This window comes from Variovorax sp. 350MFTsu5.1 (assembly GCF_048302515.1).
Lineage (GTDB): Bacteria > Pseudomonadota > Gammaproteobacteria > Burkholderiales > Burkholderiaceae_C > Variovorax > Variovorax guangxiensis.
Map to the genome: position 1 here is coordinate 4,407,833 of NZ_CP157620.1, position 25,727 is coordinate 4,433,559.

28 protein-coding genes are annotated in these 25,727 nt (G+C 66.6%); 15 read left to right on the forward strand and 13 right to left on the reverse strand.

What is annotated here, in order from left to right; translation table 11 throughout:
- Positions 1-179 precede the first annotated feature (179 nt).
- A complete protein-coding gene (locus tag ABL843_RS20030) occupies positions 180-1,301 on the forward strand; it encodes an MBL fold metallo-hydrolase (protein ID WP_418117034.1) in 1,122 nt (373 codons plus the stop codon).
- 96 nt (positions 1,302-1,397) lie between these two features.
- Complete coding sequence (locus ABL843_RS20035; RefSeq protein WP_418117035.1) at positions 1,398-2,015, forward strand: sce7726 family protein; 618 nt, start codon at positions 1,398-1,400, stop codon at positions 2,013-2,015.
- Here ABL843_RS20035 and ABL843_RS20040 read toward each other — a convergent pair.
- The 6 genes from ABL843_RS20040 to ABL843_RS20065 all read right to left on the reverse strand — a co-directional run bounded on the left by ABL843_RS20040 (position 1,960) and on the right by ABL843_RS20065 (position 9,920).
- A complete protein-coding gene (locus ABL843_RS20040; protein WP_418117036.1) occupies positions 1,960-3,057 on the reverse strand; it encodes a beta family protein in 1,098 nt (365 codons plus the stop codon). The two genes, ABL843_RS20035 and ABL843_RS20040, sit on opposite strands and share 56 nt — an antisense overlap.
- A 147-nt stretch (positions 3,058-3,204) precedes the next feature.
- The gene (locus tag ABL843_RS20045; RefSeq protein WP_369661636.1) at positions 3,205-3,396 is read right to left on the reverse strand and encodes a hypothetical protein; all 192 of its coding nucleotides are present in this window, start codon (positions 3,394-3,396) and stop codon (positions 3,205-3,207) included.
- Positions 3,397-3,398: 2 nt separating this feature from the next.
- Positions 3,399-5,795 carry a DNA topoisomerase IV subunit A gene (parC, locus tag ABL843_RS20050; protein WP_418117037.1) on the reverse strand — a complete coding sequence of 799 codons (2,397 nt, stop codon included), beginning with the start codon at positions 5,793-5,795 and terminating at the stop codon, positions 3,399-3,401.
- A gap of 44 nt (positions 5,796-5,839) precedes the next feature.
- On the reverse strand, positions 5,840-6,961 hold the full coding sequence (locus ABL843_RS20055; RefSeq protein ID WP_418117039.1) for a Kelch repeat-containing protein: 1,122 nt from the start codon (positions 6,959-6,961) through the stop codon (positions 5,840-5,842).
- Positions 6,962-6,984: 23 nt separating this feature from the next.
- Positions 6,985-7,896, reverse strand: a complete 912-nt coding sequence (locus tag ABL843_RS20060) for a lytic transglycosylase domain-containing protein (protein WP_418117040.1) — start codon at positions 7,894-7,896, stop codon at positions 6,985-6,987.
- A 26-nt stretch (positions 7,897-7,922) separates the two neighbouring features.
- On the reverse strand, positions 7,923-9,920 hold the full coding sequence (locus ABL843_RS20065) for a DNA topoisomerase IV subunit B (protein WP_126021753.1): 1,998 nt from the start codon (positions 9,918-9,920) through the stop codon (positions 7,923-7,925).
- A gap of 156 nt (positions 9,921-10,076) precedes the next feature.
- On the opposite strand from ABL843_RS20065, the gene ABL843_RS20070 reads away from it, so the two are divergent.
- From ABL843_RS20070 to ABL843_RS20095, 6 genes are all read left to right on the forward strand, one after another.
- Complete coding sequence (locus ABL843_RS20070; RefSeq protein WP_418117042.1) at positions 10,077-11,303, forward strand: MFS transporter; 1,227 nt, start codon at positions 10,077-10,079, stop codon at positions 11,301-11,303.
- Positions 11,304-11,345: 42 nt separating this feature from the next.
- The gene (locus ABL843_RS20075; RefSeq protein WP_256099218.1) at positions 11,346-11,474 is read left to right on the forward strand and encodes a hypothetical protein; all 129 of its coding nucleotides are present in this window, start codon (positions 11,346-11,348) and stop codon (positions 11,472-11,474) included.
- A gap of 11 nt (positions 11,475-11,485) precedes the next feature.
- A complete protein-coding gene (locus tag ABL843_RS20080) occupies positions 11,486-12,055 on the forward strand; it encodes a class I SAM-dependent methyltransferase (RefSeq protein ID WP_418117043.1) in 570 nt (189 codons plus the stop codon).
- Between the two features lie 120 nt (positions 12,056-12,175).
- Complete coding sequence (gene dapA, locus ABL843_RS20085) at positions 12,176-13,024, forward strand: 4-hydroxy-tetrahydrodipicolinate synthase (protein ID WP_418120496.1); 849 nt, start codon at positions 12,176-12,178, stop codon at positions 13,022-13,024.
- 143 nt (positions 13,025-13,167) lie between these two features.
- Complete coding sequence (bamC, locus tag ABL843_RS20090; RefSeq protein WP_418117044.1) at positions 13,168-14,247, forward strand: outer membrane protein assembly factor BamC; 1,080 nt, start codon at positions 13,168-13,170, stop codon at positions 14,245-14,247.
- Positions 14,248-14,252: 5 nt separating this feature from the next.
- A complete protein-coding gene (locus ABL843_RS20095; RefSeq protein ID WP_418117045.1) occupies positions 14,253-15,029 on the forward strand; it encodes an MBL fold metallo-hydrolase in 777 nt (258 codons plus the stop codon).
- 79 nt (positions 15,030-15,108) lie between these two features.
- Here the strand turns inward: ABL843_RS20095 and ABL843_RS20100 are convergent, their stop codons facing one another.
- The 3 genes from ABL843_RS20100 to ABL843_RS20110 form a co-directional block, all read right to left on the reverse strand.
- Positions 15,109-15,390, reverse strand: a complete 282-nt coding sequence (locus ABL843_RS20100) for a hypothetical protein (protein WP_418117046.1) — start codon at positions 15,388-15,390, stop codon at positions 15,109-15,111.
- A gap of 94 nt (positions 15,391-15,484) precedes the next feature.
- Complete coding sequence (locus ABL843_RS20105) at positions 15,485-15,988, reverse strand: hypothetical protein (RefSeq protein WP_418117047.1); 504 nt, start codon at positions 15,986-15,988, stop codon at positions 15,485-15,487.
- Complete coding sequence (locus ABL843_RS20110; RefSeq protein WP_418117048.1) at positions 15,978-17,120, reverse strand: JmjC domain-containing protein; 1,143 nt, start codon at positions 17,118-17,120, stop codon at positions 15,978-15,980. The genes ABL843_RS20105 and ABL843_RS20110 overlap by 11 nt, the downstream gene beginning before the upstream one ends.
- 14 nt (positions 17,121-17,134) lie before the next feature.
- Here ABL843_RS20110 and ABL843_RS20115 point away from each other — a divergent pair, with 14 nt between their 5' ends.
- The gene (locus ABL843_RS20115; RefSeq protein ID WP_369661627.1) at positions 17,135-17,659 is read left to right on the forward strand and encodes an FKBP-type peptidyl-prolyl cis-trans isomerase; all 525 of its coding nucleotides are present in this window, start codon (positions 17,135-17,137) and stop codon (positions 17,657-17,659) included.
- 81 nt (positions 17,660-17,740) lie between these two features.
- Here the strand turns inward: ABL843_RS20115 and ABL843_RS20120 are convergent, their stop codons facing one another.
- The 4 genes from ABL843_RS20120 to coaBC form a co-directional block, all read right to left on the reverse strand.
- On the reverse strand, positions 17,741-18,241 hold the full coding sequence (locus ABL843_RS20120) for a glycine zipper 2TM domain-containing protein (protein WP_126021744.1): 501 nt from the start codon (positions 18,239-18,241) through the stop codon (positions 17,741-17,743).
- A gap of 183 nt (positions 18,242-18,424) precedes the next feature.
- Positions 18,425-18,871: a dUTP diphosphatase gene (gene dut / locus ABL843_RS20125; RefSeq protein WP_019655978.1), complete on the reverse strand. Its 447-nt coding sequence runs from the start codon at positions 18,869-18,871 to the stop codon at positions 18,425-18,427.
- Positions 18,871-19,332, reverse strand: a complete 462-nt coding sequence (locus ABL843_RS20130) for a hypothetical protein (protein WP_369661626.1) — start codon at positions 19,330-19,332, stop codon at positions 18,871-18,873. The genes dut and ABL843_RS20130 overlap by 1 nt, the downstream gene beginning before the upstream one ends.
- Positions 19,332-20,555, reverse strand: coding sequence for a bifunctional phosphopantothenoylcysteine decarboxylase/phosphopantothenate--cysteine ligase CoaBC (gene coaBC, locus ABL843_RS20135; RefSeq protein ID WP_418117049.1), 1,224 nt, complete (start codon positions 20,553-20,555; stop codon positions 19,332-19,334). The genes ABL843_RS20130 and coaBC overlap by 1 nt, the downstream gene beginning before the upstream one ends.
- Positions 20,556-20,678: 123 nt before the next feature.
- Here coaBC and ABL843_RS20140 point away from each other — a divergent pair, with 123 nt between their 5' ends.
- The 6 genes from ABL843_RS20140 (at position 20,679) to ABL843_RS20165 (ending at position 25,712) form a co-directional block, all read left to right on the forward strand.
- Positions 20,679-22,361, forward strand: a complete 1,683-nt coding sequence (locus tag ABL843_RS20140; RefSeq protein WP_184641301.1) for a CTP synthase — start codon at positions 20,679-20,681, stop codon at positions 22,359-22,361.
- Between the two features lie 61 nt (positions 22,362-22,422).
- Complete coding sequence (locus ABL843_RS20145; protein ID WP_176668178.1) at positions 22,423-22,713, forward strand: DUF1330 domain-containing protein; 291 nt, start codon at positions 22,423-22,425, stop codon at positions 22,711-22,713.
- 63 nt (positions 22,714-22,776) lie between these two features.
- Positions 22,777-24,060, forward strand: a complete 1,284-nt coding sequence (gene eno, locus ABL843_RS20150; RefSeq protein WP_019655973.1) for a phosphopyruvate hydratase — start codon at positions 22,777-22,779, stop codon at positions 24,058-24,060.
- Between the two features lie 18 nt (positions 24,061-24,078).
- The gene (gene ftsB, locus ABL843_RS20155) at positions 24,079-24,357 is read left to right on the forward strand and encodes a cell division protein FtsB (protein ID WP_093203189.1); all 279 of its coding nucleotides are present in this window, start codon (positions 24,079-24,081) and stop codon (positions 24,355-24,357) included.
- Between the two features lie 54 nt (positions 24,358-24,411).
- A complete protein-coding gene (gene pnuC / locus ABL843_RS20160) occupies positions 24,412-25,044 on the forward strand; it encodes a nicotinamide riboside transporter PnuC (RefSeq protein WP_418117050.1) in 633 nt (210 codons plus the stop codon).
- Positions 25,041-25,712 carry an AAA family ATPase gene (locus ABL843_RS20165; RefSeq protein ID WP_418117051.1) on the forward strand — a complete coding sequence of 224 codons (672 nt, stop codon included), beginning with the start codon at positions 25,041-25,043 and terminating at the stop codon, positions 25,710-25,712. The genes pnuC and ABL843_RS20165 overlap by 4 nt, the downstream gene beginning before the upstream one ends.
- Positions 25,713-25,727: the final 15 nt, after the last annotated feature.

The window sequence follows — 25,727 nt, forward strand, 5'->3', positions numbered from 1 at the left end:
TCCGGTGAAACCGATGAAGTCCGGCAGTGTGCCGGGCTCGCGCCGCGCCCGCCATACGGCGCATGGCATAGAGCCCCGAATGCCCCTCCTGCCCGAATGTTTCTATCGCTGAAACCATTGAAACACGCGCCTTCGATAGTCTCCATCCATCCCACAAACACAATCCAGAAGGCTCTCCCATGGCTGAAGACCCCGGCTCGCAAGGCTCCTACCTGCCCCAACTCCTGCGCCGCGGCACCGCGCTCGCCGCAGCCGGCTGCGCCTTCGTGGCGGGCTGCAGCGCCGCTGGCGGCGGCGAGACGCGCTACGAGAATTCGCCGCAATTCAAGGACGGCGGCTTCCACAACATGGCCAACCCCGACCTGCCCGCGCAGGCCAGCGCATGGCGCATCTGGTCGCGCTTCATCGTGGGCAGCAAGGTCGACACCGTCCCGGTCGACCCCATCCCCGTGAAGCCGCTGGACAAGCCCACCCTCGACGCGCTCGACACGAAGACCAACCACGTGGTGCGCCTGGGCCATTCGTCGCACCTGCTGAAGCTGCAGGGCAAGTACTGGCTGATCGACCCGGTGTTCAGCGACCGCGCGTCGCCCGTGCAGTGGGCCGGGCCGAAGCGCTTCCACAAGACGCCGATTGCGCTGGAGGACCTGCCGCCCATCGAGGGCGTGATCCTCTCGCACGACCACTATGACCACCTCGACGTGGCGACCATCGAGTACCTCGCGAAGGACGTGAAGCGCTACTTCGTGCCGCTGGGCGTGCGCTCCCGGCTGCTGGCAATGGGCGTGCCGGCCGATCGCGTGACCGAGCTCGACTGGTGGCAGTCGGCCGAACACGACGGCGTGAAGCTCACAGCCACGCCCGCGCAGCACTTCTCGGGCCGCACGCTCGGCGACCGCGACCGCACGCTGTGGGCCTCGTGGGTGGTGCAAAGCGGCGACCAGCGCATCTTCTACAGCGGCGACTCGGGCTACTTCCCGGGCTTCAAGCAGATCGGCGAGCGCTTCGGCGGCTTCGACATCGCACTGATGGAAAACGGCGCCTACGACAGCATGTGGCCCGCCGTGCACATGACGCCCGAACAGAGCGTGCAGGCCTTCGAGGACCTGCGCGGCAAGGTGTTCTTCTCGGTGCACAACAGCACCTTCGACCTCGCCTTCCACAACTGGCACGACCCGCTGGACCGCATCGCAGCCCTTACGGAGGCCAGGAAGATCGAGCTGGCCACGCCGGCGATCGGCGAAGTGGTGACGGTGGGAGCGGCGCGGACCAATACGCGGTGGTGGGTCGGCCTGCGATAGCAGCGATTCACCGCGAATGCGGCCGTCGCAGCTACCTCCACAGAGGTTCTGCCGCAAGAGCAAACCGAGAGTGCGATGCTCTATAGTTCGGCCGCCATGCCCGCCTCCCTCTCACCGATCAAGCCAGCGAAGACCCGTGATCGCGACGTGCGGTCGCTCGTGCTGAGAACCGTGCTGGCCGATCATGCCAACGATGCGAATGCCCGAATCGTTCAGGAACTCGGCCTGGAACATGGCGCATGCCGTGTCGACATTGCGGTCGTGAATGGTTACTTGCACGGGTTCGAACTGAAGAGCGACGCAGACAACCTTTCAAGATTACCCAAACAGGTCGAAGCCTATTCCCGCGCGCTCGACAGAGCCACTCTTGTCGTGGGCACTGCACATTTGTCGGAAGCTCAGGCCTTGATCCCGTCATGGTGGGGAATCAAGGTCGTTCATATGGGCAGCAAAGGTGTCTTGAAGCTTGAGACGCATCGGAGATTGCGCAACAACCCCGACCCTTCGCTCTTTCACATGGCACATCTGATGTGGAGACACGAAGTGGTCGAGGTACTGAAGGCAAATGGCGCCACCTCAAAGGAAATGAGCCTGAATCGCGCCGGTCTGTATCGCTTGCTGGTTGATTCCTTTCAACCAGGCGACGTCCGGCGAAAAATCAGGGAGGCGCTGAAGTCCCGTGAAAACTGGCGACGTCCCGAACAGCCTTCGTAACGTGGTGGTTTGTGGCAACCGAGGGCCAGGTCGAAGGGCCACCCGTTCCCTCCGAACCTAGCGCGCAGCCATGAATGTAGGCATCTCCCCATGAATAGCCAGGCCCCGTGAAATACGGGGGATTTGCATTGATGATGCCTTGGCACATGGCTTGATATTGCCCTCTTCCGAAGCGCTTGACCTGCTTCCCCACGTGCACGATCCATTCATCGCTCAACGTGTATTTGATCTTGGCATTCGGATCTACCATGCGCGGATCGAGTTCTCCCGTATTCGGACTCGATGTGGCGTAGTCTCCGAAAGTGGGCTTTCTCGCGGAAGCTGCGAGTTGCCGAACAAGCTCCTTGTATGCGAGCCATTCGCTTCTGGGAGTCCGTCCGTGCGGGCGATATTGATCGGCACCGAGTGCTCTAGGAAATGACGTACCGACCAAGGTGAGAGTGCGCCAGGGCGTCACTGAAACCTGCGAAAGACAGGTCGACCACGTCGATACCTGAATTGGCAGGACCTCAGAAATTGAGGCCTCAAGGTCGACGACAAGGTCAACGTAGCGGACCGGGATGGCGAGAGCCTGAATCAGTGACTGAAGAGTTGATTGAAGCCCTGGTCCGAAATCATCCCGTTCCAGTCGGACGCAGACTCCGTTTTGCGTCGAGCCAACGATGAATTGGACAGCCCCCAGATAAGCGGGATGCCTTTGCAGGCCAATCACGGGAATCGCCGAACAGCCAGCCTGCTTTGCCTGCAGGAAGATGTGCTGCATATGGTGCACCCCCGTCGAAAGTACGCTTGCACCATCCAGATAGGGACTGTCGATAAAACAGGTCCGGGTGCCCCATTTGGAGAACAGCTTTTCCCCAAAGCCCGCCAAATGATCGTCGAGCGAGCGCAGAGGGGCTTCCGTTTCGAAATTCCATCCTTCGGTTGGTATTTCGAAAAGAGGCGTAACCCAGTCCTTGACGAGCTCTCCCAGCCGCATGAGAGCCTGGTATTCACCCATGCGCCACTTAAGCACAGGCACGTAGTGATTGTGATCGAACATTTTCTTCTCCCTTGCCGAAATTGGCGGACCAATCTTAGAGAGAAAAATATTCAAAAAGGGAAGTATGGCGTTCAGTCTCGCAAATAGCACTTCGTGGAAAGATTGCGATGCGATTCTCTATTCACCGATCACTCTGAACAGCGAGCTTCAGCCACCGCGCTCCTTGCGCTCGCGGGCGCGCCGCACCTGGCGCGTCTCGTTGGCCTGCGAGGCGATGCGGTCCTTCTCGCGCTTCTTCAGCATGCGCTTCTCGCGCATGCGCCGGCCCAGCACGTAGCTGCCGATGCCGGTGACCACGGCGATGAAGACGCCGATGACGCTGATGTCGATGCCGCCCATGGCTATTGCACTCGCACGATGCTGGTCGGCTTGAAGCCCAGGTCGGCCGCCTTGCCCTTGCGTGCGCGGCTGCCGCGTGCGTTGTTGAGCGTGCGGATCTCCAGCGTTTCCTCGCGCTCCTTGCCGCCTCGGCCGATGCCTTCGATCTTCACGCTGCGCGTGTAGGCGGCCGCACCTGCCAGGGTGTCCTTGGGCTCAAGGTCGATCAGCGTGAGGCCGCGGCCGCCCTTGGGCAGGCTCTTGAGTTCGGCGATATCGAAGGTCAGGATGCGCCCGCCCGTCGAGGCACAGGCCACGTGCGTGGCGGCCGGCATCGGCTCGGCGCCGCTCGCGCCGCCCACCAGCGAGGGCCGGCACAGCTGCTCGCCCTCGCCCACGTCGACGAAGGCCTTGCCGCCGCGCTGGCGCGACATCATGTTCTCGACCGTGGCGATGAAGCCGTAGCCGCCGGTGTTGGCCAGCAGCAGGCTCGCGCCGACCGGGCCCGCGAAGAAGTGCGTGACGTGCGTGCCGGCATCCAGGTCGATGAGCGTGGTCACTGGCTGGCCATCGCCGCGACCGCCGGGCAGCGAGGCCACGGACACGGTGTAGACGCGCACGCTCTTGTCCTTGGCGCTGCCGAAGACCAGCAGCGTGTCGACGCTGCGGCACTCGAAGGCGCCGTAGAGCGAGTCGCCCGACTTGAAGCTGTACTCCGGCGCCGAGCCGTTTGCGCCGCCGGCCGCCTTCTCGCTGGCCCAGCCCTTCTGCGCACGGACCCAGCCCTTCTGCGACACGATCACGGTGACGGGCTCGTCGACGACCTTCACCTCGGCCACGGCGCGCTTCTCGGCCTGGATCAGCGTGCGGCGCGGATCTTCGAAACTCTTGGCGTCGGCTTCGATTTCCTTCACCAGCAGGCGGCGCAGCGCGGCGGGGCTGGCGAGGATGTCTTCGAGCTTCTTCTGCTCGTCGCGCAGATTGGAGAGTTCCTGCTCGATCTTGATGGCCTCGAGCCGCGCGAGCTGGCGCAGCCGGATTTCGAGGATGTCCTCGGCCTGGCGTTCGCTGAGATTGAAGCGAGCGATCAGTGCCGCCTTCGGGTCTTCCGCCGCGCGGATGATCGCGATCACCTCGTCGATGTTCAGCAGCACCAGCTGCCGGCCTTCGAGGATGTGGATGCGGTCCTGCACCTTGCCCAGGCGGAAGCGCGAGCGCTTCTCGACGGTGATCTCGCGGAAGGCGATCCACTCGTTGAGCATCTGGCGCAGCGACTTCTGCGTGGGCTTGCCGTCGATGCCGACCATCGTGAGGTTGATCGGCGAGGAGGTTTCCAGCGAGGTCTGCGCGAGCAGCGTGGTGATGAACTCTTCCTGGCTGATGCGCGAGGTCTTGGGCTCGAACACCAGGCGCACGGGGGCGTCCTTGCTCGATTCGTCGCGCACCACGTCGAGCACCGACAGCATCGAGGCCTTGAGCTGCGTCTGCTCCGCACTCAGCGCCTTCTTGCCGGCCTTGACCTTGGGGTTGGTGATTTCCTCGATTTCCTCGAGCACACGCTGCGAGCTCACGCCCGGCGGCAGCTCGTTGACCACCAGCTGCCACTGGCCGCGCGCCAGCTCTTCGATCTTCCAGCGCGCGCGCACCTTGAGCGAGCCGCGGCCGGTACGGTAGGCGTCGGCGATGTCGGCCGGGCTGCTGATGATCTGGGCGCCGCCCGGATAGTCGGGGCCGGGCACGATGGCGAAGAGTTCTTCCTCGCTGAGCTTGCCGTTCGACTTGATCAGCGCCACGCAGGCGTCGGCGATCTCGCGCAGGTTGTGGCTCGGGATCTCGGTGGCCAGGCCGACCGCGATGCCGCTCGCGCCATTGAGCAGCGTGAACGGCAGCCGCGCGGGCAGCAGTCGCGGTTCTTCGGTGCTGCCGTCGTAGTTGGGAATGAAGTCGACCGTGCCTTCGTCGATCTCGTCGAGCAGCAGGCTGGTGATGCGCGCCAGGCGCGCTTCGGTGTAGCGCATGGCGGCGGCGCCGTCGCCGTCGCGGCTGCCGAAGTTGCCCTGGCCGTCGACCAGCGGGTAGCGCTGCGAGAAGTCTTGTGCCATGCGCACCAGCGCGTCGTACGCAGCCTGGTCGCTGTGCGGGTGGAAGCGGCCGAGCACGTCGCCGACCACGCGCGCGCTCTTCACGGGCTTGGCGCCCACAGTGCCGTTGGTGCCGCCGAAGCCCAGGCCCATGCGCGACATCGAATACAGGATGCGGCGCTGCACCGGCTTCTGGCCGTCGGACACATCGGGCAGCGCGCGGCCCTTGACCACGCTCAGCGCGTATTCGAGGTAGGCGGTCTGGGCGTAGTCGGCGAGGGTCAGGGTCGTGTCGCCGTCGGTGGGACCCTGGAGATCGAGCGGAGGTTGGGAATCCATGAAAGAGCTGGTGAGAAAAACTTTTGTTGTTGCCGGCTGCGCGTTCAGCCGAGCGTAAAGGCCTCGTGGACCGCGGACTGTACGGCGCCGCCGAGCACCGCGCCGCCGCCGGCCACGTAGATCCAGTCGCCGATGACGGCCGCACCCACGGCGTGGCGCGGCGTGGTCATCGGGGCGTGTCGCTGCCAGGTGTCGTCGACGGGGTTGTAGCTTTCCATCTGGCCGAACACCTTCGCCTGGCGCGGTACGCCGTCGACGAGGATGCCGCCCTCCCCGCCCATGGCGAAGAAGCGGCCGCGGTACACCACGAGCCCGTGGCCCGAGCGCGCGGTGGGCAGCGGCGAGCGCAGCTCCCAGGTGTCGCGCGCGGGCAGGTAGACGTGGTGCAGGTCGGTGTTGTATTCGAAGGTGTTGAAGCGCCCGCCGATCAGGTGGATCCGGCCGCCGTGCGACACGCAGCCCACGTGGTCGCGCGCGCCGGGCAGCGGTTTACGAGTCGACCAGCGGTCGGCCTTCGGGTCGTAGACCTCGTGCCAACCCACGCTGGCGCGCTCCGCGGCGGGCTCGGACGCGCCGCCGATCAGGTGCAGCGCGCCGTCGAGCATCACGGCGGCTGCAGCGCCACGCGGACGCGGCAGCGGCGCGATGGCGCTCCAGCGGTTGGCGGCGATGTCGTAGACGTAGGCGTTGGTGTCGGAGCGCCGGTTCTGCTCGACGAAACCGCCCAGCGCGTAGACGCGCCCGCCATCGGCGGTCACCGCGACGTGGTTGGCACCGCGCGGCAGCGGCGCGCCGTCGAGCCAGCGGTCGGCCTTGGGGTCGTAGATGTGGTGGTAGTCGCGGTTGACCTTGCCTTCGCCATAGCCGCCGACCACGTGCATGCGGCCCATCGCGGCAGTGGCCCAGGCCATCTCGCTGCGCGGGATCGGCAATGCGGCGCGCGGCTCCCAGCGGCCCTGCGGCCCGGGCGGCGCGGGGCTGTCGGTGAAGCGCTGGGCCTCCTGCTCGGGCGTCATGTGGTGCGGCACGCCGCCCTGCAGGCGCGCATAGGGCTCGGCCGAGGAAGGCACGGCCGGCAGCGTGTCATGCGTGGCCGGATGCTGCGCGCGTGCGCTGCCCGCCACCATGCCGGCAGCGGTCGCGAGAACGAAGCTTCGACGATCCATGGCCTCCTCCCTCCTCCGGTCGATCAGGACATCGGCGTGCCCGGCGGCGCATCGGCCGCGCCCGTGGGCGCCGCCGACGGCTCGGGGATGTCGGGCATGGCCGGCATGTTGCGCGGCGAATCCGACGGCATGTTGCCGCGGCCGAGCGCGCCGCCCTGCGGCACGGTCAGCTCCATGCGGATGCGCCCCGGCGTCTTGCCGCCGCGCACGGCGCCGCTCCCACCGCCCGAAGCCACCGAAGGCTTGAGGTACGCGTACAGCTGCAGCACGGTCTGCACGTAGTTCTGCGTTTCCTTGTAGTTCGGGATCTTGTTGCCCGCGCGCTGCACCGCGCCCTCGCCGGCGTTGTAGGCGGCCAGCGCGAGCTCGATCTGCCCCGGGAACATCGCGATCAGGTCCCGCAAGTAGCGCGAGCCGGCGGCGATGTTGATGCGCGGGTCGAACAGCTTCTTCTCGATGGTCGCGCGCTTGTCCGCCGACACGCCATAGCGCTGGGCGGTGGCCGGCATCAGCTGCATCAGGCCCATCGCGCCCTTGGGCGAAACGGCCTGCGCATCGAAGCCCGACTCAGTGGCGACCAGTGCCTGCAGCAGTTCGTAGTCGATCGCGTGCTTGCTCGCCGCGTCGCGCAGCGCCGACTTGGCGGTCTTGTAGCTGGGCGAGGCCTCGAACATCGCCAGCAGGCTCTGCGAGGCCGGCGGCACCTTGCCGTCGAGCTTGCCCACGCCGCGGCCCAGCGGGGCGATGCCGTTGGCGGTGTCGAAGCTCTGGCCGCCGCGGAAGAAGATCTGGTAGCGCTCGTCGAGCTTCTCGGAGGCGAAGTGCGCGTTGCCCTTGCTGTCGATGTAGCCGTAGATGTCGGTGGCGTGCGCCGGCGCTTGCTGCATGCAAAACAGCAGGACGACCAATGGCAACAAGCGCTTCAAAACCGACATGCGTGCTAGTGGAGGAGAAGGAAAAATCAGACGTCGATATCGACGTCATCGGCGCGCAACTCCATGAGCTCGCGCCGCGCCGCCGCTTCGCCCTTGCCCATCAGCTTGGTGATTTCGCCCTGGGTAGACGTGAAATCGAAGCGGCCCAATTGGACCTGCATCAGGCGCCGGGTGTCAGGATTGAGCGTGGTTTCCCACAATTGTTCCGCGCTCATTTCGCCCAGGCCCTTGAAGCGGCTGATGCTCCAGGCGCCTTCGCGCACGCCGTCCTTGCGGAGCTTGTCGAGCGTGGCGGTCAGTTCGCCTTCGTCCAGAGCATAGACCTTGGAGGCCGGTTTCTTGCCGCGCGCGGGGGCATCGACCCGGAACAATGGCGGCTTCGCGACATACACATGGCCGGCTTCGATGAGTTTCGGAAAGTGCCGGAAGAAAAGCGTGAGCAGCAGCACCTGGATGTGGGAGCCGTCCACGTCGGCGTCGCTCAGGATGCAGATCTTGCCGTAGCGCAGGCCGCTGAGATCGGGCGAATCGCCGGGGCCGTGCGGGTCGACCCCGATGGCGACCGAGATGTCGTGGATTTCGGTGTTGGCGAAGAGCCGGTCGCGCTCCACCTCCCAGGTGTTGAGCACCTTGCCGCGCAGCGGCAGGATGGCCTGGCTTTCCTTGTCGCGGCCCATCTTGGCGCTGCCGCCGGCGGAGTCGCCCTCCACCAGGAAGACTTCGTTGTGGCTGGTGTCCTTGCTCTCGCAATCGGTCAGCTTGCCGGGCAACACGGCCACACCGGAACCCTTGCGCTTCTCGACCTTCTGGCCGGCGCGCTGGCGGGTCTGGGCCGCCTTGATGGCCAGTTCGGCCAGCTTGCGACCGTAGTCGACGTGCTGGTTGAGCCACAGTTCCAGCGCGGGGCGCACGAAGCTGGACACGAGGCGCACCGCGTCGCGCGAATTCAGGCGCTCCTTGATCTGGCCCTGGAACTGCGGGTCGAGCACCTTGGCGCTCAGCACGTACGAAGCGCGCGCGAACACGTCCTCGGGCAGCAGCTTCACGCCCTTGGGCAGCAGCGAGTGCAACTCGATGAAGCTCTTCACCGCATTGAACAGGCCGTCGCGCAGGCCGCTTTCGTGCGTGCCGCCCGCGCTGGTGGGAATCAGGTTGACGTAGCTCTCGCGCACCGGCTGGCCTTCCTCGGTGAAGGCGACGGCCCAGTCGGCACCCTCGCCTTCGGCGAAGTTGTCGGCGTTCTTGTCGGCATGGCCGCTGCCTTCGAACAGCGGAATGACCGGGTCGCTGCTGAGCGTCTGCATCAGGTAGTCGCTCAGGCCGCCCTTGTAGAGCCACTGCTGCGTTTCCTTGGTCTTCTCGTTGACGAGCGTGACGCTCACGCCGGGCATCAGCACGGCCTTGCTGCGCAGCAGGTGGGTGAGTTCGCCCATGGGCAGTGCGGCGGTCTCGAAGTACTTGGCGTCGGGCCAGGCGCGAACCGTGGTGCCCTGCTTGCGCTCGCCGGATTCGAGCTTGCGGACCTCCAGCGCCTCGATCACGTCGCCGCCGCTGAAGGCCAGCTTCGCGACCGAGCCCTCGCGGTGCGTGGCCACCTCGAGCCGCTTCGACAGCGCGTTGGTCACCGACACGCCCACGCCATGCAGGCCGCCCGAGAAGCTGTAGGCGCCGCCCGAGCCCTTGTCGAACTTGCCGCCGGCATGCAGCCGGGTGTAGACCAGTTCGACCACGGGCGCCTTCTCTTCCGGATGCAGGCCGAAGGGGATGCCCCGGCCATCGTCTTCAACACTGACCGAGCCGTCGGTGTGCAGCGTGACCTTGATCTTCTTGCCGTGGCCCGCCAGCGCCTCGTCGGCGGCGTTGTCGAGCACTTCCTGGATGATGTGCAGCGGGTTGTCGGTGCGGGTGTACATGCCCGGGCGCTGCTTGACGGGCTCGAGGCCCTTGAGCACGCGGATGGAGCCTTCCGAATAGCCGGAGGAGGCGGACGATGAGCTGGGGGAAGTCTTGGGGGGAGTCGCCATGGGGGCGGATTGTAGTCAGTCGCGGTTCAAACAACTGGATGCCCATACAGCAGCGGCTTTGATGCGTCCACCGCATCGAAATGCGCCCGATAAATCATCAATGGCTTTGGCCGGCGTGCCACCTGCTGGAGCAGGCGAATAGTTACATTCGAAGTCATGCAATCCCCAGCCGCCCCCGCCCTCTCGGTCAAGCAAGTACTTTTCTGCGGGGCGATGATCGTCACGCTGTCGATGGGCATACGCCACGGCTTCGGCCTGTGGCTGCAGCCGATCACGCAGGCGCAGGACTGGAGCCGGCAGACCTTCTCGTTCGCGCTGGCAGTGCAGAACCTCTCCTGGGGCATCTTCGGCGTGTTCGCGGGCATGCTGGCCGACAGGTTCGGCGCGTTCCGGGTGCTGATCGGCGGCTCGCTCCTCTATGCGCTGGGGCTGTTCGGCATGGCGCATTCGCCGACGCCGCTGCTCTTCACGCTGAGCGCGGGCATCCTGATCGGCGCGGCGCAGGCGGGCTCCACCTACGCGGTGATCTACGGCGTGATCGGACGGCAGATTCCGGCCGAACGGCGCTCCTGGGCCATGGGCGTGGCGGCCGCCGCCGGCTCGTTCGGGCAGTTCCTGATGGCACCCATCGAGGGCCGGCTGATCGGCAGCCTGGGCTGGCAGACCGCGCTCGCGGTGGTGGCGGCACTGGCGCTGGTGATCGTTCCCCTGGCCTTCGGGCTGCGCGAGCCGAAGACGGCGGCGCTGGCCGGCCACCGCGAGCAGTCGGTGATGCAGGCGGTGGGCGAGGCCTTCCGCTACCCGAGCTTCGGCCTGCTGATGGCGGGCTACTTCGTCTGCGGCTTCCAGCTGGCCTTCATCGGCATCCACATGCCGACCTACCTGCGCGACCGCAGCCTGCCGGCCGAGGTGGCGGGCTACGCGCTGGCGCTGATCGGCCTGTTCAACGTGTTCGGCACCTACACGGTGGGGCTGCTGGGGCAGAAGCTGGCCAAGCGGAAGATCCTGGCGGCCATCTACTTCGCGCGGGCAGTGTCGATCGCGCTCTTCCTGATGGCGCCGATCTCGCCGATGAGCGTGTACCTCTTCTCCGCGGCGATGGGCTTCCTGTGGCTGTCCACGGTACCGGCCACCAACGCCATCGTGGCGGGCATCTTCGGCGTGGCGCATCTTTCGATGCTCAGCGGCTTCGTGTTCCTGAGCCACCAGGTCGGCTCCTTCCTGGGCGTGTGGCTCGGGGGCTACCTGTACGACACCACGGGCAGCTACGACGTCGTCTGGTACATCGCGATCGCGCTGGGCGTGTTCGCGGCGGTGGTCAACCTGCCGGTGAAGGAAAGCGCCATTCCGCGCGGTCCGCAGCCGGTAGGCGCCGCGGGCTGATCCGCAGCCGGTTGCGTGTAAAACAGGGCCATGACTCCCCGGATGCGACATCACATCGTCCACGCAGGCTGGCTGGCCGCCGCGCTGGCGGTGCTGGGCGGCGTGTTCGCGCTGTACGTGCATCCGGACTTCCTGGTGACGCTGGTCGACCAGATCTGGTCCTGCTTCTGAGCCTCATTGCTATGAAAGAAATAGCGCCGATGCACGGCCTGGGTGCACCTTCCGAATGGATCGTCCGGTGGTCGCACCTGCTTGCGACCGGCGCGTCGGTGCTGGACGTGGCCTGCGGCGCCGGGCGGCACATGAAGTGGTTCGCCGGACGCGGGCACGCGGTCACCGGCGTCGACCGCTCTCCCGAGGCTGTCGAGGCGGCAAGCGCGTTCGGCAAGGTGATCGAGGCCGACATCGAATCCGGCTCCTGGCCCTTCTCCGGCCGGGCCTTCGGTGCCGTGGTCGTCACCAACTACCTCTGGCGCCCGCGCATGGCCGACATCGTTGCCGCCGTGGCGCCGGGCGGCGTGCTGCTCTACGAGACCTTCGCCACGGGCAACGAAACCGTCGGCAAGCCCTCGCGGCCCGACTTCCTGCTGGAGCCGGGCGAACTGCTGACGGCCTGCGCCGGACTGAGCGTGGTGGCCTACGAGGACGGGTTCATCGCGCAACCGGAGCGCTTCGTGCAGCGCATCGCGGCCGTTCGCCCGCCCGCGGCCGATTCCGGTCTGCCGGCGCGCCGCTTCCTTAAGGGAAACTAAGGGGCCCGGGTCCGCTGTCTGGCGGGGCGCCGGAGTAAGTAGAATCGGCGCTTTCGTCCACCGACAAAGAGATTCCCCTTGGAGCAACTGACAGGCAGCATCGTCGCGCTCGTCACGCCGATGCACGACGACGGCAGTGTCGACTACCCCGCCCTGCGGCGACTCATCGACTGGCACATCGAAGAAGGCACCGACTGCCTGGGCGTGGTCGGCACCACCGGCGAATCGCCGACGGTCGATGTCGAGGAGCACTGCGAAATCATCCGCGTCTCGGTCGAGCAGGCCAAGGGCCGCGTGCCCGTGATGGCCGGCTGCGGCGCGAACTCCACCAAGGAAGCCATCGAGCTCGCCAAGTTCGCCAAGGGCGTGGGCGCCGACTCGCAGCTCCAGGTCGTGCCCTACTACAACAAGCCCACGCAAGAGGGCCAGTACCAGCACTTCAAGGCCATCGCCGAGTCCGTGGGCGACCTGCCCATCGTGCTGTACAACGTGCCCGGCCGCACCGTCGCCGATATGGCGCACGACACCGTGCTGCGCCTGGCGCAGGTGCCCGGCATCATCGGCATCAAGGAAGCCACCGGCAACATCGAGCGGGCCCAGTGGCTCATCCGCGAAGTGCCGAAGAACTTCGCCGTCTATTCCGGCGACGACCCGACCGCGGTCGCGCTCATGCTCTGCGGCGGCCAGGGCAACATCAGCGTCACGGCCAACATCGCGCCGCGCAAGATGCACGAGCTGTGCGTCGCTGCGCTGGCTGGCGACGTGAAGCGCGCCATGCAGATCCAGTTCGAGCTCATGCCGCTGCATCGCAACCTGTTCGTGGAGCCCAACCCGATCCCGCTGAAGTGGGCGATGGCGAGGCTCGGCCTGTGCGGCGGTACGCTGCGCCTGCCGCTCACCGAACTCGGCGAAGCGAGCCGCCCGGCGGTCGAGGGCGCCCTGCGCGCCACCGGCCTGCTCAAGGGCTGAACGCCTCTTCCAGCACGTCCCGGACCTGCCTTTCCCCCGGCCGCAGCAAGGTTAAGCAACCTTTTGCCCGAACCGCGCTCAGAGATGGCGGCGGGCACTGCGGCCCCTAGATTGACCGAACCATTCCAACAAGGAAGACGACGTTGAAGAACCTTTCGCGACTTGCTCTGCTGGCCCTCGTTGCCAGCCTCGCCGCCTGCTCCGTGCTCGAGAGCGACAAGATCGACTACAAGAGCGCCGGCAAGGCCCCGACGCTCGAAGTCCCACCCGATCTCTCCCAGCTTTCGCGCGACAACCGCTACGCCATCCCCGGCGGTGCCGTGAGCGCCAACTCGTACCAAGCAGGCATCGCCAACGCCCCGGGCATTCCCACCGCGGTGGCCAACATCGGCGACGTGCGCATGGAGCGCTCGGGCACGCAGCGCTGGATCGTGGTCAATCGCACGCCCGACCAGCTCTGGGACCCGGTGAAGGACTTCTGGCAGGAAAACGGCTTCCTGCTGACCACCGACCAGCGCAACCTGGGCATCATGGAAACCGACTGGGCCGAGAACCGCGCCAAGCTGCCGCAGGACATCATCCGCGGCACGCTGGGCAAGCTGGTCGACTCGGTCTACTCCACCGGCGAGCTCGACCGCTTCCGCACCCGCCTGGAGCGCACCACCACCGGCACCGAGATCTTCATCAGCCATCGCGGCATGCAGGAGGTCTACAACAACTCCCGCCAGGACCAGACCGTGTGGCAGCCGCGCCCCAGCGATCCTGAGCTCGAGACCGAATTCCTGCGCCGCCTGATGGTCAAGCTCGGCGTGTCGCAGGAGCAGTCGAAGATCCTGGCCGCGACCACCGCGACGCCCAAGACCGCCACCATCGCCAAGGTCGGCAACCAGCCGGTCGTGCAGATCAGCGAAGGCTTCGACCGCGCATGGCGCCGCGTCGGCCTCGCGCTCGATCGCACCGGTTTCACCGTGGAAGACCGCGACCGCAGCGCCGGCGTCTACTACGTGCGCTACGTGCCGCCGAACCCCGACAAGAAGGAGCCCGGCTTCTTCGGCAAGCTGTTCGGTGGCTCGAGCAAGGCCGAGGCGCCCGCGAAGTTCCGCATCTCGGTCAAGAGCCAGGGCGAATCGACCACGGTGTCGGTGCTCAACGAAGCCGGCGCACCCGAAACCTCGGTCAACGCCGAGCGCATCGTCAAGGTCATCGCCGACGACCTGAGATAACCCGCATGCTCCGCTTCCGAAGCCTCGGCAGCGGCAGCACGGGCAACGCCGCGCTGGTCGAGACGACCAGCGCCGGCCGCACCTCCCGCCTCCTCGTCGACTGCGGCTTCGGCCTCAAGCAGCTCGACCTGCGCCTGGCCCAGGCAGGCCTTGCAGCCAGCGACATCGACGCGGTCTTCGTGACCCACGAGCACGGCGACCACATCGGCTGCGCCCATTCGCTGTCGCGGCGCAATCGCATTCCCGTCTGGATGAGCGAAGGCACGTGGCTCGCCACCGGTGGGCGCGACTTCGAGGGCCTGCTGCACCTCGCGCGCGACGATGCCGAGTTCACGGTCGGCGACCTCTGCGTGCAGCCCTTCACCGTTCCGCACGATGCGCGCGAACCGCTGCAATTGCGCTGTACCGACGGCAATCGCACGCTGGGCGTGCTGACCGACCTGGGCCATGCAACGACGCACGTGCTGACCCGGCTGGCCGGCGTGCATTCGCTGCTGCTGGAGTTCAACCATGACAGCGAGTTGCTCGCGAACTCGAGCTACCCGCCCTTCCTCAAGCACCGCGTGGGCGGCAACTACGGGCACCTGTCGAACACCGCCGCGGCCGAGATCGCACGCGCGCTGCTGCACGACGGCCTGCGGCATGTGGTCGCGGCGCACCTGAGCGAGCAGAACAACCGGCCCGAGATCGTGCGGCGCCTCATGGCCGAAGCGCTGGGCGGCAACGAGTCGGAGATGCTGACGGCCACGGCCAGCGCAGGCTCGCCCTGGCTCGACGTCTGAGCGCCAGGGCCCTCACGCTCTCCTAAGAAAAAAAGCCGCCTCATGGCGGCTTTTTCATGGCTGATGCAGCGCTTGCTGCTTACTGCTTCGGCGCTTCATTCTTCTTCGCGGCCTCGGTGGCTGCGTTCGCGGCATCGAGCGCCGACTGCGAGCCCGAAGAAGGCGCGGACGACGACGAGGACGATGCGCCCGGATCAGCCGATGGCGCGGGAGCGGGAGCAGCGGGCGCGGGTGCGGGTTCAGTCACGGGCGCAGGAGGCGGCGTCACTACAGCCGGCGCTGCATCCTCCTTCTTGCCGCAGGCGACGAGCGCGGCAGCGGCAATCAGAGAGGCGATCAGGACGGACGATGACTTCTTCATGGAATCTCCTTTGGCAATGAAGGTCTGGAACGAAAAAATTCTAGACCTGCATATCCGCCTGAATATGTCTCGCGGCCGCATTCGCGGCATTGGCTTACAAGCCGAGTGTCGATGCCGGAAACGCGGGCCGGCCCATGCGCCAGCACTCTTCGATGGCCTCGCGCAATTCGCTGCGCGCGCGTGCGTCTGCGCCGCTCACGCCCCTGCTTCGTTCTGGGTCGATTCGATGCGCGAACCATGAGGGCGTCCAGATGGCGCTCGGCACTTCCATGCCCGATGCCTTGCCTGCGGCCCTGCATTCGATGATGTGGTCCCACATGCGGCGCCATGCGACGAAGCGCGCATGGCCGCGTTCGAGAATGTCGTAGCGCTGCGCGAGCAGGATCAGGCGGCGGCCGCTCGCGGCCCAGGCCTGCAATGCCTCGATGGTCGCGCGCTCGCCGAGGGGCCAGTCGGCGAAATCGGGGTCGCTGAAGACGATCTCCTTCCAGCCTTCGCGCGCCGCGGCCGAGAGTGCGTTGCGCAGGAGCACGTCGAAGGCCTCCCGGCCATCGAAGCGGCCCTCGGGCAATGACGGGCCGGGCGCTTCATCCGGCATGGAGCCACCCTGCTTCGCACCACTCGCCCAGCAGCGCAAGAGCGCCTTCGCTCGCTCGCGAGAGTTCACGCGCGCCGAGCTCGCGGCGGTCGGCCAGCTTGCGCATCAGCGTCGCATCGGCGCCGCCCGCGCGAAAGCTCTCGCCGTTGATGTAGATGTGTCGCGCGTCGTAGAGCATGCGCGTGCGGCGGTCGAGCTTCACGTGCTGCATGGCCGCTGGTGCCTCACCGCTTTCATCGAACCAGACGTTGGCCTTGGGCTCGGTGAGCGACTCGCCAAGGGCACGGTCGATGGCATCGGCATCGCGCAGCGCCGCCTCGATGGCTTTGCGCGCGAAACCCTGCAGGGCCGCGGGCATCGCGGCGGGCGCATCGACGGCGGGCTGCGTCGGATCGCGGTACCGCGCGAGTTCGGCCGGGCCCGCGTCTTCCAGGTCTTCCGCATAGGCCTGCGCCATGCGCGCCAGCAGGTCGGCACCCAGCTCGCCCAGGGCCGACGAGCGCAGGCCGATGGAATACGTCATGCAGTCGCCGCCCACGGCCACGCCGTCGTGGGCGTATCGCGGAGGCAGGTAGAGCATGTCGCCGGGCTCGAGCACGAAGCTCTGCTCGGGCTCGAAGTTCTCGAGGATCTTCAGCGGCAGGCCCTGCTGCAGCCGCAGGTCGCTCTGCTTGCCGATGGACCAGCGCCGGCGCCCGTGCGCCTGCAGCAGGAACACGTCGTAGCTGTCGAAGTGCGCGCCGACGCCACCGGTATCGCTCGCGTAGCTGATCATGAGGTCGTCGAGGCGCGCGTCGGGCAGGAAGCGGAACTGCCGCATCAGCTCGTGCACGCCCTCGTGGTGCAGGTCGACGCCCTGCACCAGCAGCGTCCATGCCGGCTGCTTCAGCGACGGCAGGGCGCGGCGGGCAAGGGGGCCGTGCTTGAGCGACCAGCCGGCCTTGCCGTGGCGGATGAGGCGCGATTCGACGTCCTCACGCTCGGCCAGGGCGAACAACTCGGAACGCTCGATCGGTGGCACCATCGCGGGTATCGCCTGCCGCACGAGCAAGGGTTTTTTCTGCCAATGCCGCCGCATGAACTGCGCGGCGCTCAGGCCGCCCAGCAGGGGCAGCGGTTTGTTGATCTCCATGGGAGAATTCTGCAATGGAAATCTCTGAACAATGCGTGGTCGGCCTGACCTGGACGATGAAAGACACGCTCGGCGACGTGCTTGATGTGCTCGACGAGCCTGTCGAATTCCTGGTCGGCGGCGACGATCTCTTCGACGTGATCGAAGCGGCCCTGCAGGGCCATGAACCCGGCGCCCGGGTGCAACTGCAGATCGAGCCCGAACAGGGCTTCGGCGACTTCAACGACCAGTTGCTCTTCCTGGAGCCCCGCTCGCTCTTCCCCGAAGGCACCGAGGAAGGCATGACCTTCGACGGCTCCGCACTGCCCAAGGGCGTGAATGCCGACATTCCGAAGGACACGATCTACACCGTGGCCGAGATCTATCCCGACCACCTGGTGCTCGACGGCAACCATCCGCTGGCGGGCATCGCGATCCGGCTCGACATCACCGTGCGTTCCGTGCGCGAGGCTACCGAGGAAGAAGTGGGACGCGGCACGGCGGGCACGGGCTTTTTCAAGGTCGCTCCGATGGCGCCGGGCAACCAGACGCTGCACTGACGCGCCGAATCCGGCCGGAGGCTGCGCATACGAAAAAAGCCGGGCGATGCCCGGCTTTTTCACGTCTGAAACAAGCGCGGCTTACATCCGCGAGATCTGGCCGTTGTCGATGCGCACGCGGTCGCCGATGCGCAGGTCGCCGGGGCTCTGCACGTCGAAGGCGCGATAGCCGCCGCGGTCGGTCTGCACCGAGACGCGGTACATCTCGTAGACGCGCGGACCGTTCTGCTGCGCCTCGATGGTGTTGCCCAGCAGGGCACCGCCCACGATGCCCAGCGCGGTCGCCGCGGCACGGCCATTGCCCCGGCCGAACTGGTTGCCCACCACGCCGCCGATGACGCCACCGGCGACGGCACCGCCGCCCGTGGTGCCGGTGCCGGCGGTTTCGCTGCGCAGCACCTCGATGTTGGCCACGTGGCCGTACTCGACGTAGGAAGCTTCCTGGTAGGGAATGGCCTGCGGAGGCGCCTGGTAGGGATAGCGCGAGGTCTGGTAGACCGGCGCCGGTGCCACGCACGCCGTGAGCGTGGCCACGGCCAGCACGGAAGCGGTGACGGAAACAAAGCGCATTGAGATCTTCATGTTGGAGGCTCCTCGGAAAGAACGATGCAAGGATGATGAATGCATGCACCCTGCGTGTGCCTGACTAACGCCGCAGCATCGGCCGCGATGACGCCGTTCACACACTGAAACCTTCGAGGCCGTACGGCCCGGGCTGGTTCCGCTCTTTACCGCCCGGACACTCAGCCGATCTTCAGGATTCGCTCAATGTTTGCCGGTGGAGCCGTAGCCGCCCTCGCCTCGTTGCGTGGGTGCAAATTCTGTGACCACTCGAAACTGCGCCTGCACCACCGGCACGATTACCAGCTGCGCCAGCCGCTCCATCGGGTTCAGCACGAAGGGCGTGTCGCTGCGGTTCCAGGCGCTGATCTTCAGCTCGCCCTGGTAGTCGCTGTCGATCAGGCCGACGAGGTTGCCCAGCACGATGCCGTGCTTGTGGCCCAGCCCCGAGCGCGGAAGGATCAGCGCCGCATAGGCCGGGTCGGCCAGATGGATGGCGATGCCGGTGCCCACCAGCTGCCAGCCGTTGGGCTCCAGCGTGATGGGGGCATCGAGGCAGGCTCGCAGGTCGAGGCCGGCGCTTCCGGGGGTGGCGTATGCGGGCAGTTGATCCACCATGCGCGGATCGAGGATGCGGACGTCGACTTTCACTAGTTATTGCCTTGCTTTTGTTGCTGTTCTCTTTGCTTTCGGGCCGCTTCTTCCAGCACCTGCTGCCACTTGGCAACGCCGGGTGTGAGCTTCAGGCCCTTCAATTTCCTGCCGAACCAGGCGGCCAGCGCCGCCAGGACGATCAGCACGCCGAACGGCACGCCCGCGGCCCAGAGCACGAGGAACGCCACCGCGCCGAAGATGCCCAGCACCTTGAGCAGCGCCGGATCGAAGGAGCCAGGCTGCTTCCTGGGCACTTCGCCGTTGGGGAGCTCGGCGCGCTGCATCGCGGCGGTGACGGGCCCCTGCGCCTGCGGACCGGAGGTCGGCGTCATGCCGATGTCCAACCCGTGCTCGCCGGGCGCTGCGGCGGTCCGCTTCGGCAGCGCCGCCTGCGCGGACAGCCGCTCCACATAGCGGGCGAAATCGCCATTCGGCGGTGTGTTCCATTGGGGATTCATCAGACCCTCCAGTCGGGAAGACGCGCTGCGATCTCGGTCATGAGCTCGCGCGCCAGCGTGAGCTTGGGGGCGCGCGGGAGCTCGCGCACGCCGTTGGCGTCCACCAGCAGCAGCGCGTTGTCGTCCCGGCCGAAGGTCAGCGGGCCGATGTTGCCCACCAGCAGCGGGATGCCCTTGCGCTCGCGCTTGGCCTTGGCGTGTTCGGCGAGGTTCTCGCTCTCGGCGGCGAAGCCCACGCAGAAGAGCTTCTTCGACTGCGCCCGCTCGCTCTTCGCGACGGAAAGGAGGATGTCCGGGTTTTCGGTGAAGTTCAGCACCGGCGTCCTGCCGCTGCCGTCCTTCTTGATCTTCTGCTCGCTCTGGCTGGCTGGGCGCCAGTCGGCAACTGCAGCCGTAGCTACGAAAATGCTAGCACTCTGGGCTGCGCGGGTGGTCGCTTCGAGCATGTCCAGTGCGGAGAGCACGTCGACGCGCGTCACGCCGCGCGGCGTGGGCAGGTGCACGGGCCCGGCCACCAGCGTGACTTCGGCGCCCGCCTCGCGGGCCGCGCGAGCAATGGCAAAGCCCATCTTGCCCGACGAATGATTGGTGATGCCGCGGATCGGGTCGAGCGCCTCGAAGGTCGGGCCGGCCGTGACCAGCAACTTCTGCCCCGCCAGCAGCTTGGGGCTGAAGAAGGCGGTGACGTCCTCCAGCAGCTGCGCCGGCTCCAGCATGCGGCCGTCGCCGGTCTCGCCGCAGGCCTGCCAGCCGTTGCCCACGCCCAGCACCGTCGCGCCGTCGGCCGCAACCTGCATGAGGTTGCGCTGCGTGGCCGGATGGGCCCACATCTCGCGATTCATGGCTGGCGCGATCAACAGCGGGATGCGGTCCATCGGGCGGGCCAGGCACATCAGGCTCAGCAGGTCGTCGGAGCGGCCCTGCACCAGCCGGGCGATGAAGTCGGCGCTGCAGGGCGCCAGCACGATCGCGTCGGCCTCGCGGCTCAGATTGATGTGCGGCATGTTGTTAGGCTCGCGCGTGTCCCACTGCGAGGTGTAGACGGTGCGCCCCGAGAGCGCCTGCATGGTCACGGGCGTGATGAACTGCTCGGCCGCCTCGGTCATCACGACCTGGACGGTCGCGCCCGCCTTGACGAACAGCCGGCACAGCTCGGCCGACTTGTAGCAGGCGATGCCTCCGGTGAGACCGAGGACGATGTGTTTGCCGGCGAGATCTTGCATGGGCTGTATTGTTGCTCACATGCCATCCGACCCGCGCCAACAAGCCCTTGGCGGAAGGTGTCGCGAAGGGCACACCTATAATCGCAATTTCCCACTGCCCGGATTGCAAAGTCCGGAACTGGCATGACCAAATTTGTCTTCGTCACCGGTGGTGTCGTTTCTTCCCTTGGCAAGGGAATCGCCTCCGCCTCGCTCGCCGCGATCCTCGAATCGCGCGGCCTCCAAGTCACCCTCATCAAGCTCGATCCGTACATCAATGTCGACCCCGGCACGATGTCGCCCTTCCAGCATGGGGAAGTGTTCGTCACCGATGACGGCGCGGAGACCGACCTCGACCTCGGGCACTACGAGCGCTTCATCAACACGCGGATGCGCAAGGCCAACAACTTCACGACCGGCCAGATCTACAAGACCGTGCTCGAGAAGGAACGCCGCGGCGACTACCTCGGCAAGACGGTGCAGGTGATCCCGCACATCACCAACGAGATCCAGGAATACATCAAGCGCGGCGCCGGCATCGGCACGGCGCACGAGGTGGACGTGGCCATCGTCGAGATCGGCGGCACCGTGGGCGACATCGAGTCGCTGCCCTTCCTGGAGGCCGTTCGCCAGATGAGCCTGCGCATGGGCCCGAACAACTCGGCCTTCGTGCACCTGAGCTACGTGCCCTGGATCGCCGCCGCCGGCGAGCTCAAGACCAAGCCCACCCAGCACACGGCGCAGAAGCTGCGCGAGATCGGCATCCAGGCCGACGCCCTGCTGTGCCGTGCCGACCGCCGCATCCCCGACGACGAGCGCGCCAAGATCTCGCTGTTCTCGAACGTGCCCGAATGGGGCGTCATCTCGATGTGGGACGTGGACACCATCTACAAGGTGCCCCGCATGCTGCACGAGCAGGGCCTGGACGGCCTGATCTGCGACAAGCTGCGCATCAACACCCCGCCCGCCAAGCTGCAGCGCTGGGACGAGTTGGTCTACGAGGTCGAGCATCCGCAGAAGGAAGTCTCGATCGCCATGGTCGGCAAGTACGTCGACCTGTCGGACAGCTACAAGTCGCTCAACGAGGCGCTGCGCCATGCCGGCATGAAGAACCATGCCCGCGTGAAGATCGACTACATCGACTCCGAGACCATCTCGCCGCAGGACGTCTCGCGCCTGGCCAAGTACGACGCCATCCTGGTGCCCGGCGGCTTCGGCCAGCGCGGCGTGGAAGGCAAGATCTCGGCCGCGCGCTTCGCCCGCGAGGGCAAGGTGCCCTACCTCGGCATCTGCCTGGGCATGCAGGTGGCCACCATCGAATACGCCCGCCACGTGGCCGGCCTGAAGAACGCCAACAGCACCGAGTTCGACCCCGAGACGCCCACCCCCGTGATCGCGCTGATCACCGAGTGGAAGGACGCCGACGGCACCGTGAAGATCCGCGACGAGAAGTCCGACCTCGGCGGCACCATGCGCCTGGGCGCGCAGAGCTCCGACGTGGCGCCGGGCACGCTGGCCCACAGCATCTACGGCGACGTGGTCACTGAACGCCACCGCCACCGCTACGAAGCCAACGTGAACTACCTCGACGAGCTGCGCAAGGCCGGCCTCGTGATCTCCGCCCTCACCCAGCGCGAGCACCTGACCGAAATCGTCGAGCTGCCGCAGGACGTGCACCCGTGGTTCATGGGCGTGCAGTTCCACCCCGAGTTCAAGTCGACTCCGTGGGGCGGCCACCCGCTCTTCAACGCCTTCATCAAGGCCGCGCTCGAGCACAAGGAAAAGGGTTCGGGCAGCACCAACAAGACGCTGAAGGCGGTTGCATGAGCGCCGCGCCGGGCCGCCCCAAGCAAGCTCGCACCGCAGTGCGGAGCACGGAGGTATTCGAATGAGCAGCGGCTACGTCATCGCACATGTCGAGGTCACGAACCCGACGCAGTACGAGGAATACAAGAAGTGGTCGACCGTCGCCATGCAGGCGCACGGCGCCGAGGTGTGCGTGCGCGGCGGCCAGGTGCAGCCGCTGGAGGGCGACTGGAAGCCCACGCGCATCGTCATCCTCAAGTTCCCCAGCTTCGAGAAGGCGAAGGCCTTCTACGAGACGCCCGAGTACCTCAAGGCGCGCGAGGCGCGTGCCGGCGCCGCGATCATGAACATGATCGCCGTCGAGGGCCTCTGATCTCCTGCCCCGTTTCCCCATCTATTCATCCGCCCAAAGAGACCAGAAAGAGAAAGACAGAAGATGAGTGCAATCGTTGACATCGTCGGCCGCGAAATTCTCGACAGCCGAGGCAACCCCACCGTCGAATGCGACGTGCTGCTCGAGTCGGGCACCATGGGCCGCGCGGCCGTGCCCTCGGGCGCATCGACCGGCTCGCGCGAAGCCATCGAGCTGCGCGACGGCGACAAGAGCCGCTATCTCGGCAAGGGCGTGCTGAAGGCCGTCGAGAACATCAACACCGAGATCTCGGAAGCCGTGCTCGGCCTGGACGCCAGCGAGCAGGCCTTCCTCGATCGCACGATGATCGACCTCGACGGCACCGACAACAAGGGCCGCCTGGGCGCCAACGCCACCCTCGCCGTCTCGATGGCCGTGGCCCGCGCTGCTGCGGAAGAATCGGGCCTGCCGCTGTACCGCTACTTCGGCGGCATGGGCGGCATGCAGCTGCCGGTGCCGATGATGAACGTCATCAACGGCGGCGCGCACGCCAACAACAGCCTCGACCTGCAGGAATTCATGATCATCCCCGTGGGCGCCAAGAGCTTCCGCGAGGCCGTGCGCTATGGCGCCGAAGTGTTCCACGCACTCAAGAAAATCCTGGGCGACCGCGGCATCAGTACGGCAGTGGGCGACGAAGGCGGCTTCGCTCCCAGCGTCGAGAGCCACGAAGCAGCCATCCAGCTGATCCTCGAAGCCATCGACAAGGCCGGCTACACCGCCGGCGAACAGATCGCCCTGGGCCTGGACTGCGCGGCCAGCGAGTTCTACAAGGACGGCAAGTACGTGTTGTCGGGCGAGAACCTGTCGCTCACGGCCGAGAGCTGGACCGACATGCTCGCGACCTGGGTCGACAAGTACCCGATCATCAGCATCGAGGACGGCATGCACGAAGGCGACTGGGACGGCTGGAAGCTGCTCACCGAACGCCTGGGCAAGCGCGTGCAGCTGGTGGGCGACGACCTTTTCGTCACCAACACCAAGATCCTGCAGGAAGGCATCGAGAAGGGCATCGCCAACTCGATCCTGATCAAGATCAACCAGATCGGCACGCTGACCGAGACCTTCGCCGCCATCGAGATGGCCAAGCGCGCGGGCTACACCGCCGTGATCTCGCACCGCTCGGGCGAAACGGAAGACAGCACCATCGCCGACATCGCCGTGGGCACCAACGCCGGCCAGATCAAGACCGGCTCGCTCTCGCGTTCGGACCGCATCGCCAAGTACAACCAGCTGCTGCGCATCGAGGAAGACCTGGGCGACATCGCCGTCTACCCCGGCCGCGGCGCGTTCTACAACCTGAAGTAACGCCGGACGCCACGCGGCATGCGCGCCCGCCTCGTTCCACCGATCGTCCTGCTGCTCCTGCTGGCCATCCTGCAGTGGCAGCTGTGGAACGGGCGCGGCAGCGTGCGCGACGTGGCCCAGCTGCGGACCAAGCTGGCCGACCAGAAGGAAGCCAACGCCAAGGCCGCGCTGAACAACGAGCGCCTGAGCTCCGAGGTCAACGACCTCAAGGACGGGCTGGAGATGGTCGAGGAGCGCGCGCGCGCGGAACTCGGCATGGTCAAGCCGAACGAGGTCTTCGTGCAAATTGCGCACTGACCTCGGCCATTCTTTCCCCTCTCCCTTTCCTCTTCTTTCTTCGCCTCAGAGCCGATGACCGAGCTTCTCTCGGCCCCCGCGTTCATGCTCTGGGGCTCTCCCGTGAGCTGGCTCGAGCTCGTCGCGTCGACGCTGGCGCTCGCCATGGTGGGCTGCAACATGCGCGAGATCCACTGGGGATGGCCGCTGGCCATCGTCAGCTCTGTGCTTTACGTGGCGGTTTTCGCCAAGGCGCGCATCTACGGCGACGCCTCGCTGCAGGTCTTCTTCGCGCTCGTCGCCCTTTGGGGATGGGCGCAGTGGCTGCGTGGCCACCGGGCCGACGGCAGCGCGCTGCGCGTCAGCCGGCTTTCTTCGCGCGGCGTCGCGCTCACGCTGCTGGCCTGCGCAGTGGCATGGCCGGCGGTCGCCCTCTTCCTGCGCCGCTTCACCGACACCGACGTGCCCTGGTGGGACGGCTTCGCCACCGGCCTGAGCCTGGTCGGGCAGTTCCTGCTCGGGCGCAAGTTCATCGAAAATTGGCTGATCTGGCTGGCAGTGAACGTGGTGAGCGTGGGCCTCTTCATCCACAAGGGCCTGTGGCTCACGGTGGGCCTGTATGCGGTGTTCGCCGTGCTCAGCGTGGCCGGCTACCTTGCCTGGCGCCAGCGCATGCCGTCCAGCGCCGCAGCGGCCGTGCGCGCATGACCCCCGTGCTGCCGACGGGCTGCGTCATCGCCCTCGTGGGTGCCGAAAGCACCGGCAAGACCGAGCTGGCCCGCGCCATCGCGCAGCGCCTGCAGGACCGCGGCGTGCCGACCACCCTGGTGAGCGAGTACCTGCGCGAATGGTGCGAGCGCGAAGGCCGCACGCCGCGCCCCGACGAGCAGCAGGCCATCGCCGACGAGCAGACCCGCCGCATAGCGCTCGCAGCCGCCACCGGCGTGGTGGTGGCCGACACCACCGCGCTCATGACGGCCGTCTACAGCGAGCAGCTCTTCGCGGACACCTCCCTCTACGACAGTGCGCTGGCCGCCCAGCGGCGCTACGCCATCACGCTGCTGACCGCGCTCGACCTGCCCTGGGTGGCCGACGACATGCGCGACGGCCCGCATGCGCAGCAGCCGACCGACACGCTCGTGCGCGCCGCGCTCGCGGGCGCGAAGCTCTCGTATGCCGTGGTGCACGGCAGCGGCGGCGAGCGGCTTGCCAACGCCTGGAACGCCGTCGTTTCCATCGCAGGCAACGAGGGCCGGCCGCGCACGCGCGCCAGGTCCGACGCGAAACCCGCCTCCTGGTCGTGGCCTTGCGAGAAATGCTCCGATCCGGAATGCGAACATAGGCTCTTCAGCGATCTCATCGCACGCCGCGAGTAGCGGCCCTCCCTTTCC

Bases quoted from the DNA above. Each gene is read 5' to 3' on its own strand.
- ABL843_RS20145 (WP_176668178.1), top strand. From the start codon at position 22,423: ATGAGCAGCGGCTACGTCATCGCACATGTCGAGGTCACGAACCCGACG.
- coaBC (WP_418117049.1), bottom strand. From the start codon at position 20,555: ATGCAAGATCTCGCCGGCAAACACATCGTCCTCGGTCTCACCGGAGGC.
- ABL843_RS20105 (WP_418117047.1), bottom strand. From the start codon at position 15,988: ATGCCGGATGAAGCGCCCGGCCCGTCATTGCCCGAGGGCCGCTTCGAT.
- ABL843_RS20075 (WP_256099218.1), top strand. From the start codon at position 11,346: ATGCGACATCACATCGTCCACGCAGGCTGGCTGGCCGCCGCGCTGGCG.
- ABL843_RS20095 (WP_418117045.1), top strand. From the start codon at position 14,253: ATGCTCCGCTTCCGAAGCCTCGGCAGCGGCAGCACGGGCAACGCCGCG.
- ftsB (WP_093203189.1), top strand. From the start codon at position 24,079: ATGCGCGCCCGCCTCGTTCCACCGATCGTCCTGCTGCTCCTGCTGGCC.
- ABL843_RS20080 (WP_418117043.1), top strand. From the start codon at position 11,486: ATGAAAGAAATAGCGCCGATGCACGGCCTGGGTGCACCTTCCGAATGG.
- dapA (WP_418120496.1), top strand. From the start codon at position 12,176: ATGCACGACGACGGCAGTGTCGACTACCCCGCCCTGCGGCGACTCATC.
- ABL843_RS20035 (WP_418117035.1), top strand. From the start codon at position 1,398: ATGCCCGCCTCCCTCTCACCGATCAAGCCAGCGAAGACCCGTGATCGC.
- ABL843_RS20030 (WP_418117034.1), top strand. From the start codon at position 180: ATGGCTGAAGACCCCGGCTCGCAAGGCTCCTACCTGCCCCAACTCCTG.
- ABL843_RS20055 (WP_418117039.1), bottom strand. From the start codon at position 6,961: ATGGATCGTCGAAGCTTCGTTCTCGCGACCGCTGCCGGCATGGTGGCG.
- ABL843_RS20100 (WP_418117046.1), bottom strand. From the start codon at position 15,390: ATGAAGAAGTCATCGTCCGTCCTGATCGCCTCTCTGATTGCCGCTGCC.
- ABL843_RS20040 (WP_418117036.1), bottom strand. From the start codon at position 3,057: ATGTTCGATCACAATCACTACGTGCCTGTGCTTAAGTGGCGCATGGGT.
- ABL843_RS20130 (WP_369661626.1), bottom strand. From the start codon at position 19,332: ATGAATCCCCAATGGAACACACCGCCGAATGGCGATTTCGCCCGCTAT.
- eno (WP_019655973.1), top strand. From the start codon at position 22,777: ATGAGTGCAATCGTTGACATCGTCGGCCGCGAAATTCTCGACAGCCGA.
- pnuC (WP_418117050.1), top strand. From the start codon at position 24,412: ATGACCGAGCTTCTCTCGGCCCCCGCGTTCATGCTCTGGGGCTCTCCC.
- ABL843_RS20110 (WP_418117048.1), bottom strand. From the start codon at position 17,120: ATGGAGATCAACAAACCGCTGCCCCTGCTGGGCGGCCTGAGCGCCGCG.
- ABL843_RS20120 (WP_126021744.1), bottom strand. From the start codon at position 18,241: ATGAAGATCTCAATGCGCTTTGTTTCCGTCACCGCTTCCGTGCTGGCC.
- ABL843_RS20140 (WP_184641301.1), top strand. From the start codon at position 20,679: ATGACCAAATTTGTCTTCGTCACCGGTGGTGTCGTTTCTTCCCTTGGC.
- ABL843_RS20070 (WP_418117042.1), top strand. From the start codon at position 10,077: ATGCAATCCCCAGCCGCCCCCGCCCTCTCGGTCAAGCAAGTACTTTTC.
- ABL843_RS20165 (WP_418117051.1), top strand. From the start codon at position 25,041: ATGACCCCCGTGCTGCCGACGGGCTGCGTCATCGCCCTCGTGGGTGCC.
- ABL843_RS20065 (WP_126021753.1), bottom strand. From the start codon at position 9,920: ATGGCGACTCCCCCCAAGACTTCCCCCAGCTCATCGTCCGCCTCCTCC.
- ABL843_RS20115 (WP_369661627.1), top strand. From the start codon at position 17,135: ATGGAAATCTCTGAACAATGCGTGGTCGGCCTGACCTGGACGATGAAA.
- parC (WP_418117037.1), bottom strand. From the start codon at position 5,795: ATGGATTCCCAACCTCCGCTCGATCTCCAGGGTCCCACCGACGGCGAC.
- ABL843_RS20045 (WP_369661636.1), bottom strand. From the start codon at position 3,396: ATGGGCGGCATCGACATCAGCGTCATCGGCGTCTTCATCGCCGTGGTC.
- ABL843_RS20060 (WP_418117040.1), bottom strand. From the start codon at position 7,896: ATGTCGGTTTTGAAGCGCTTGTTGCCATTGGTCGTCCTGCTGTTTTGC.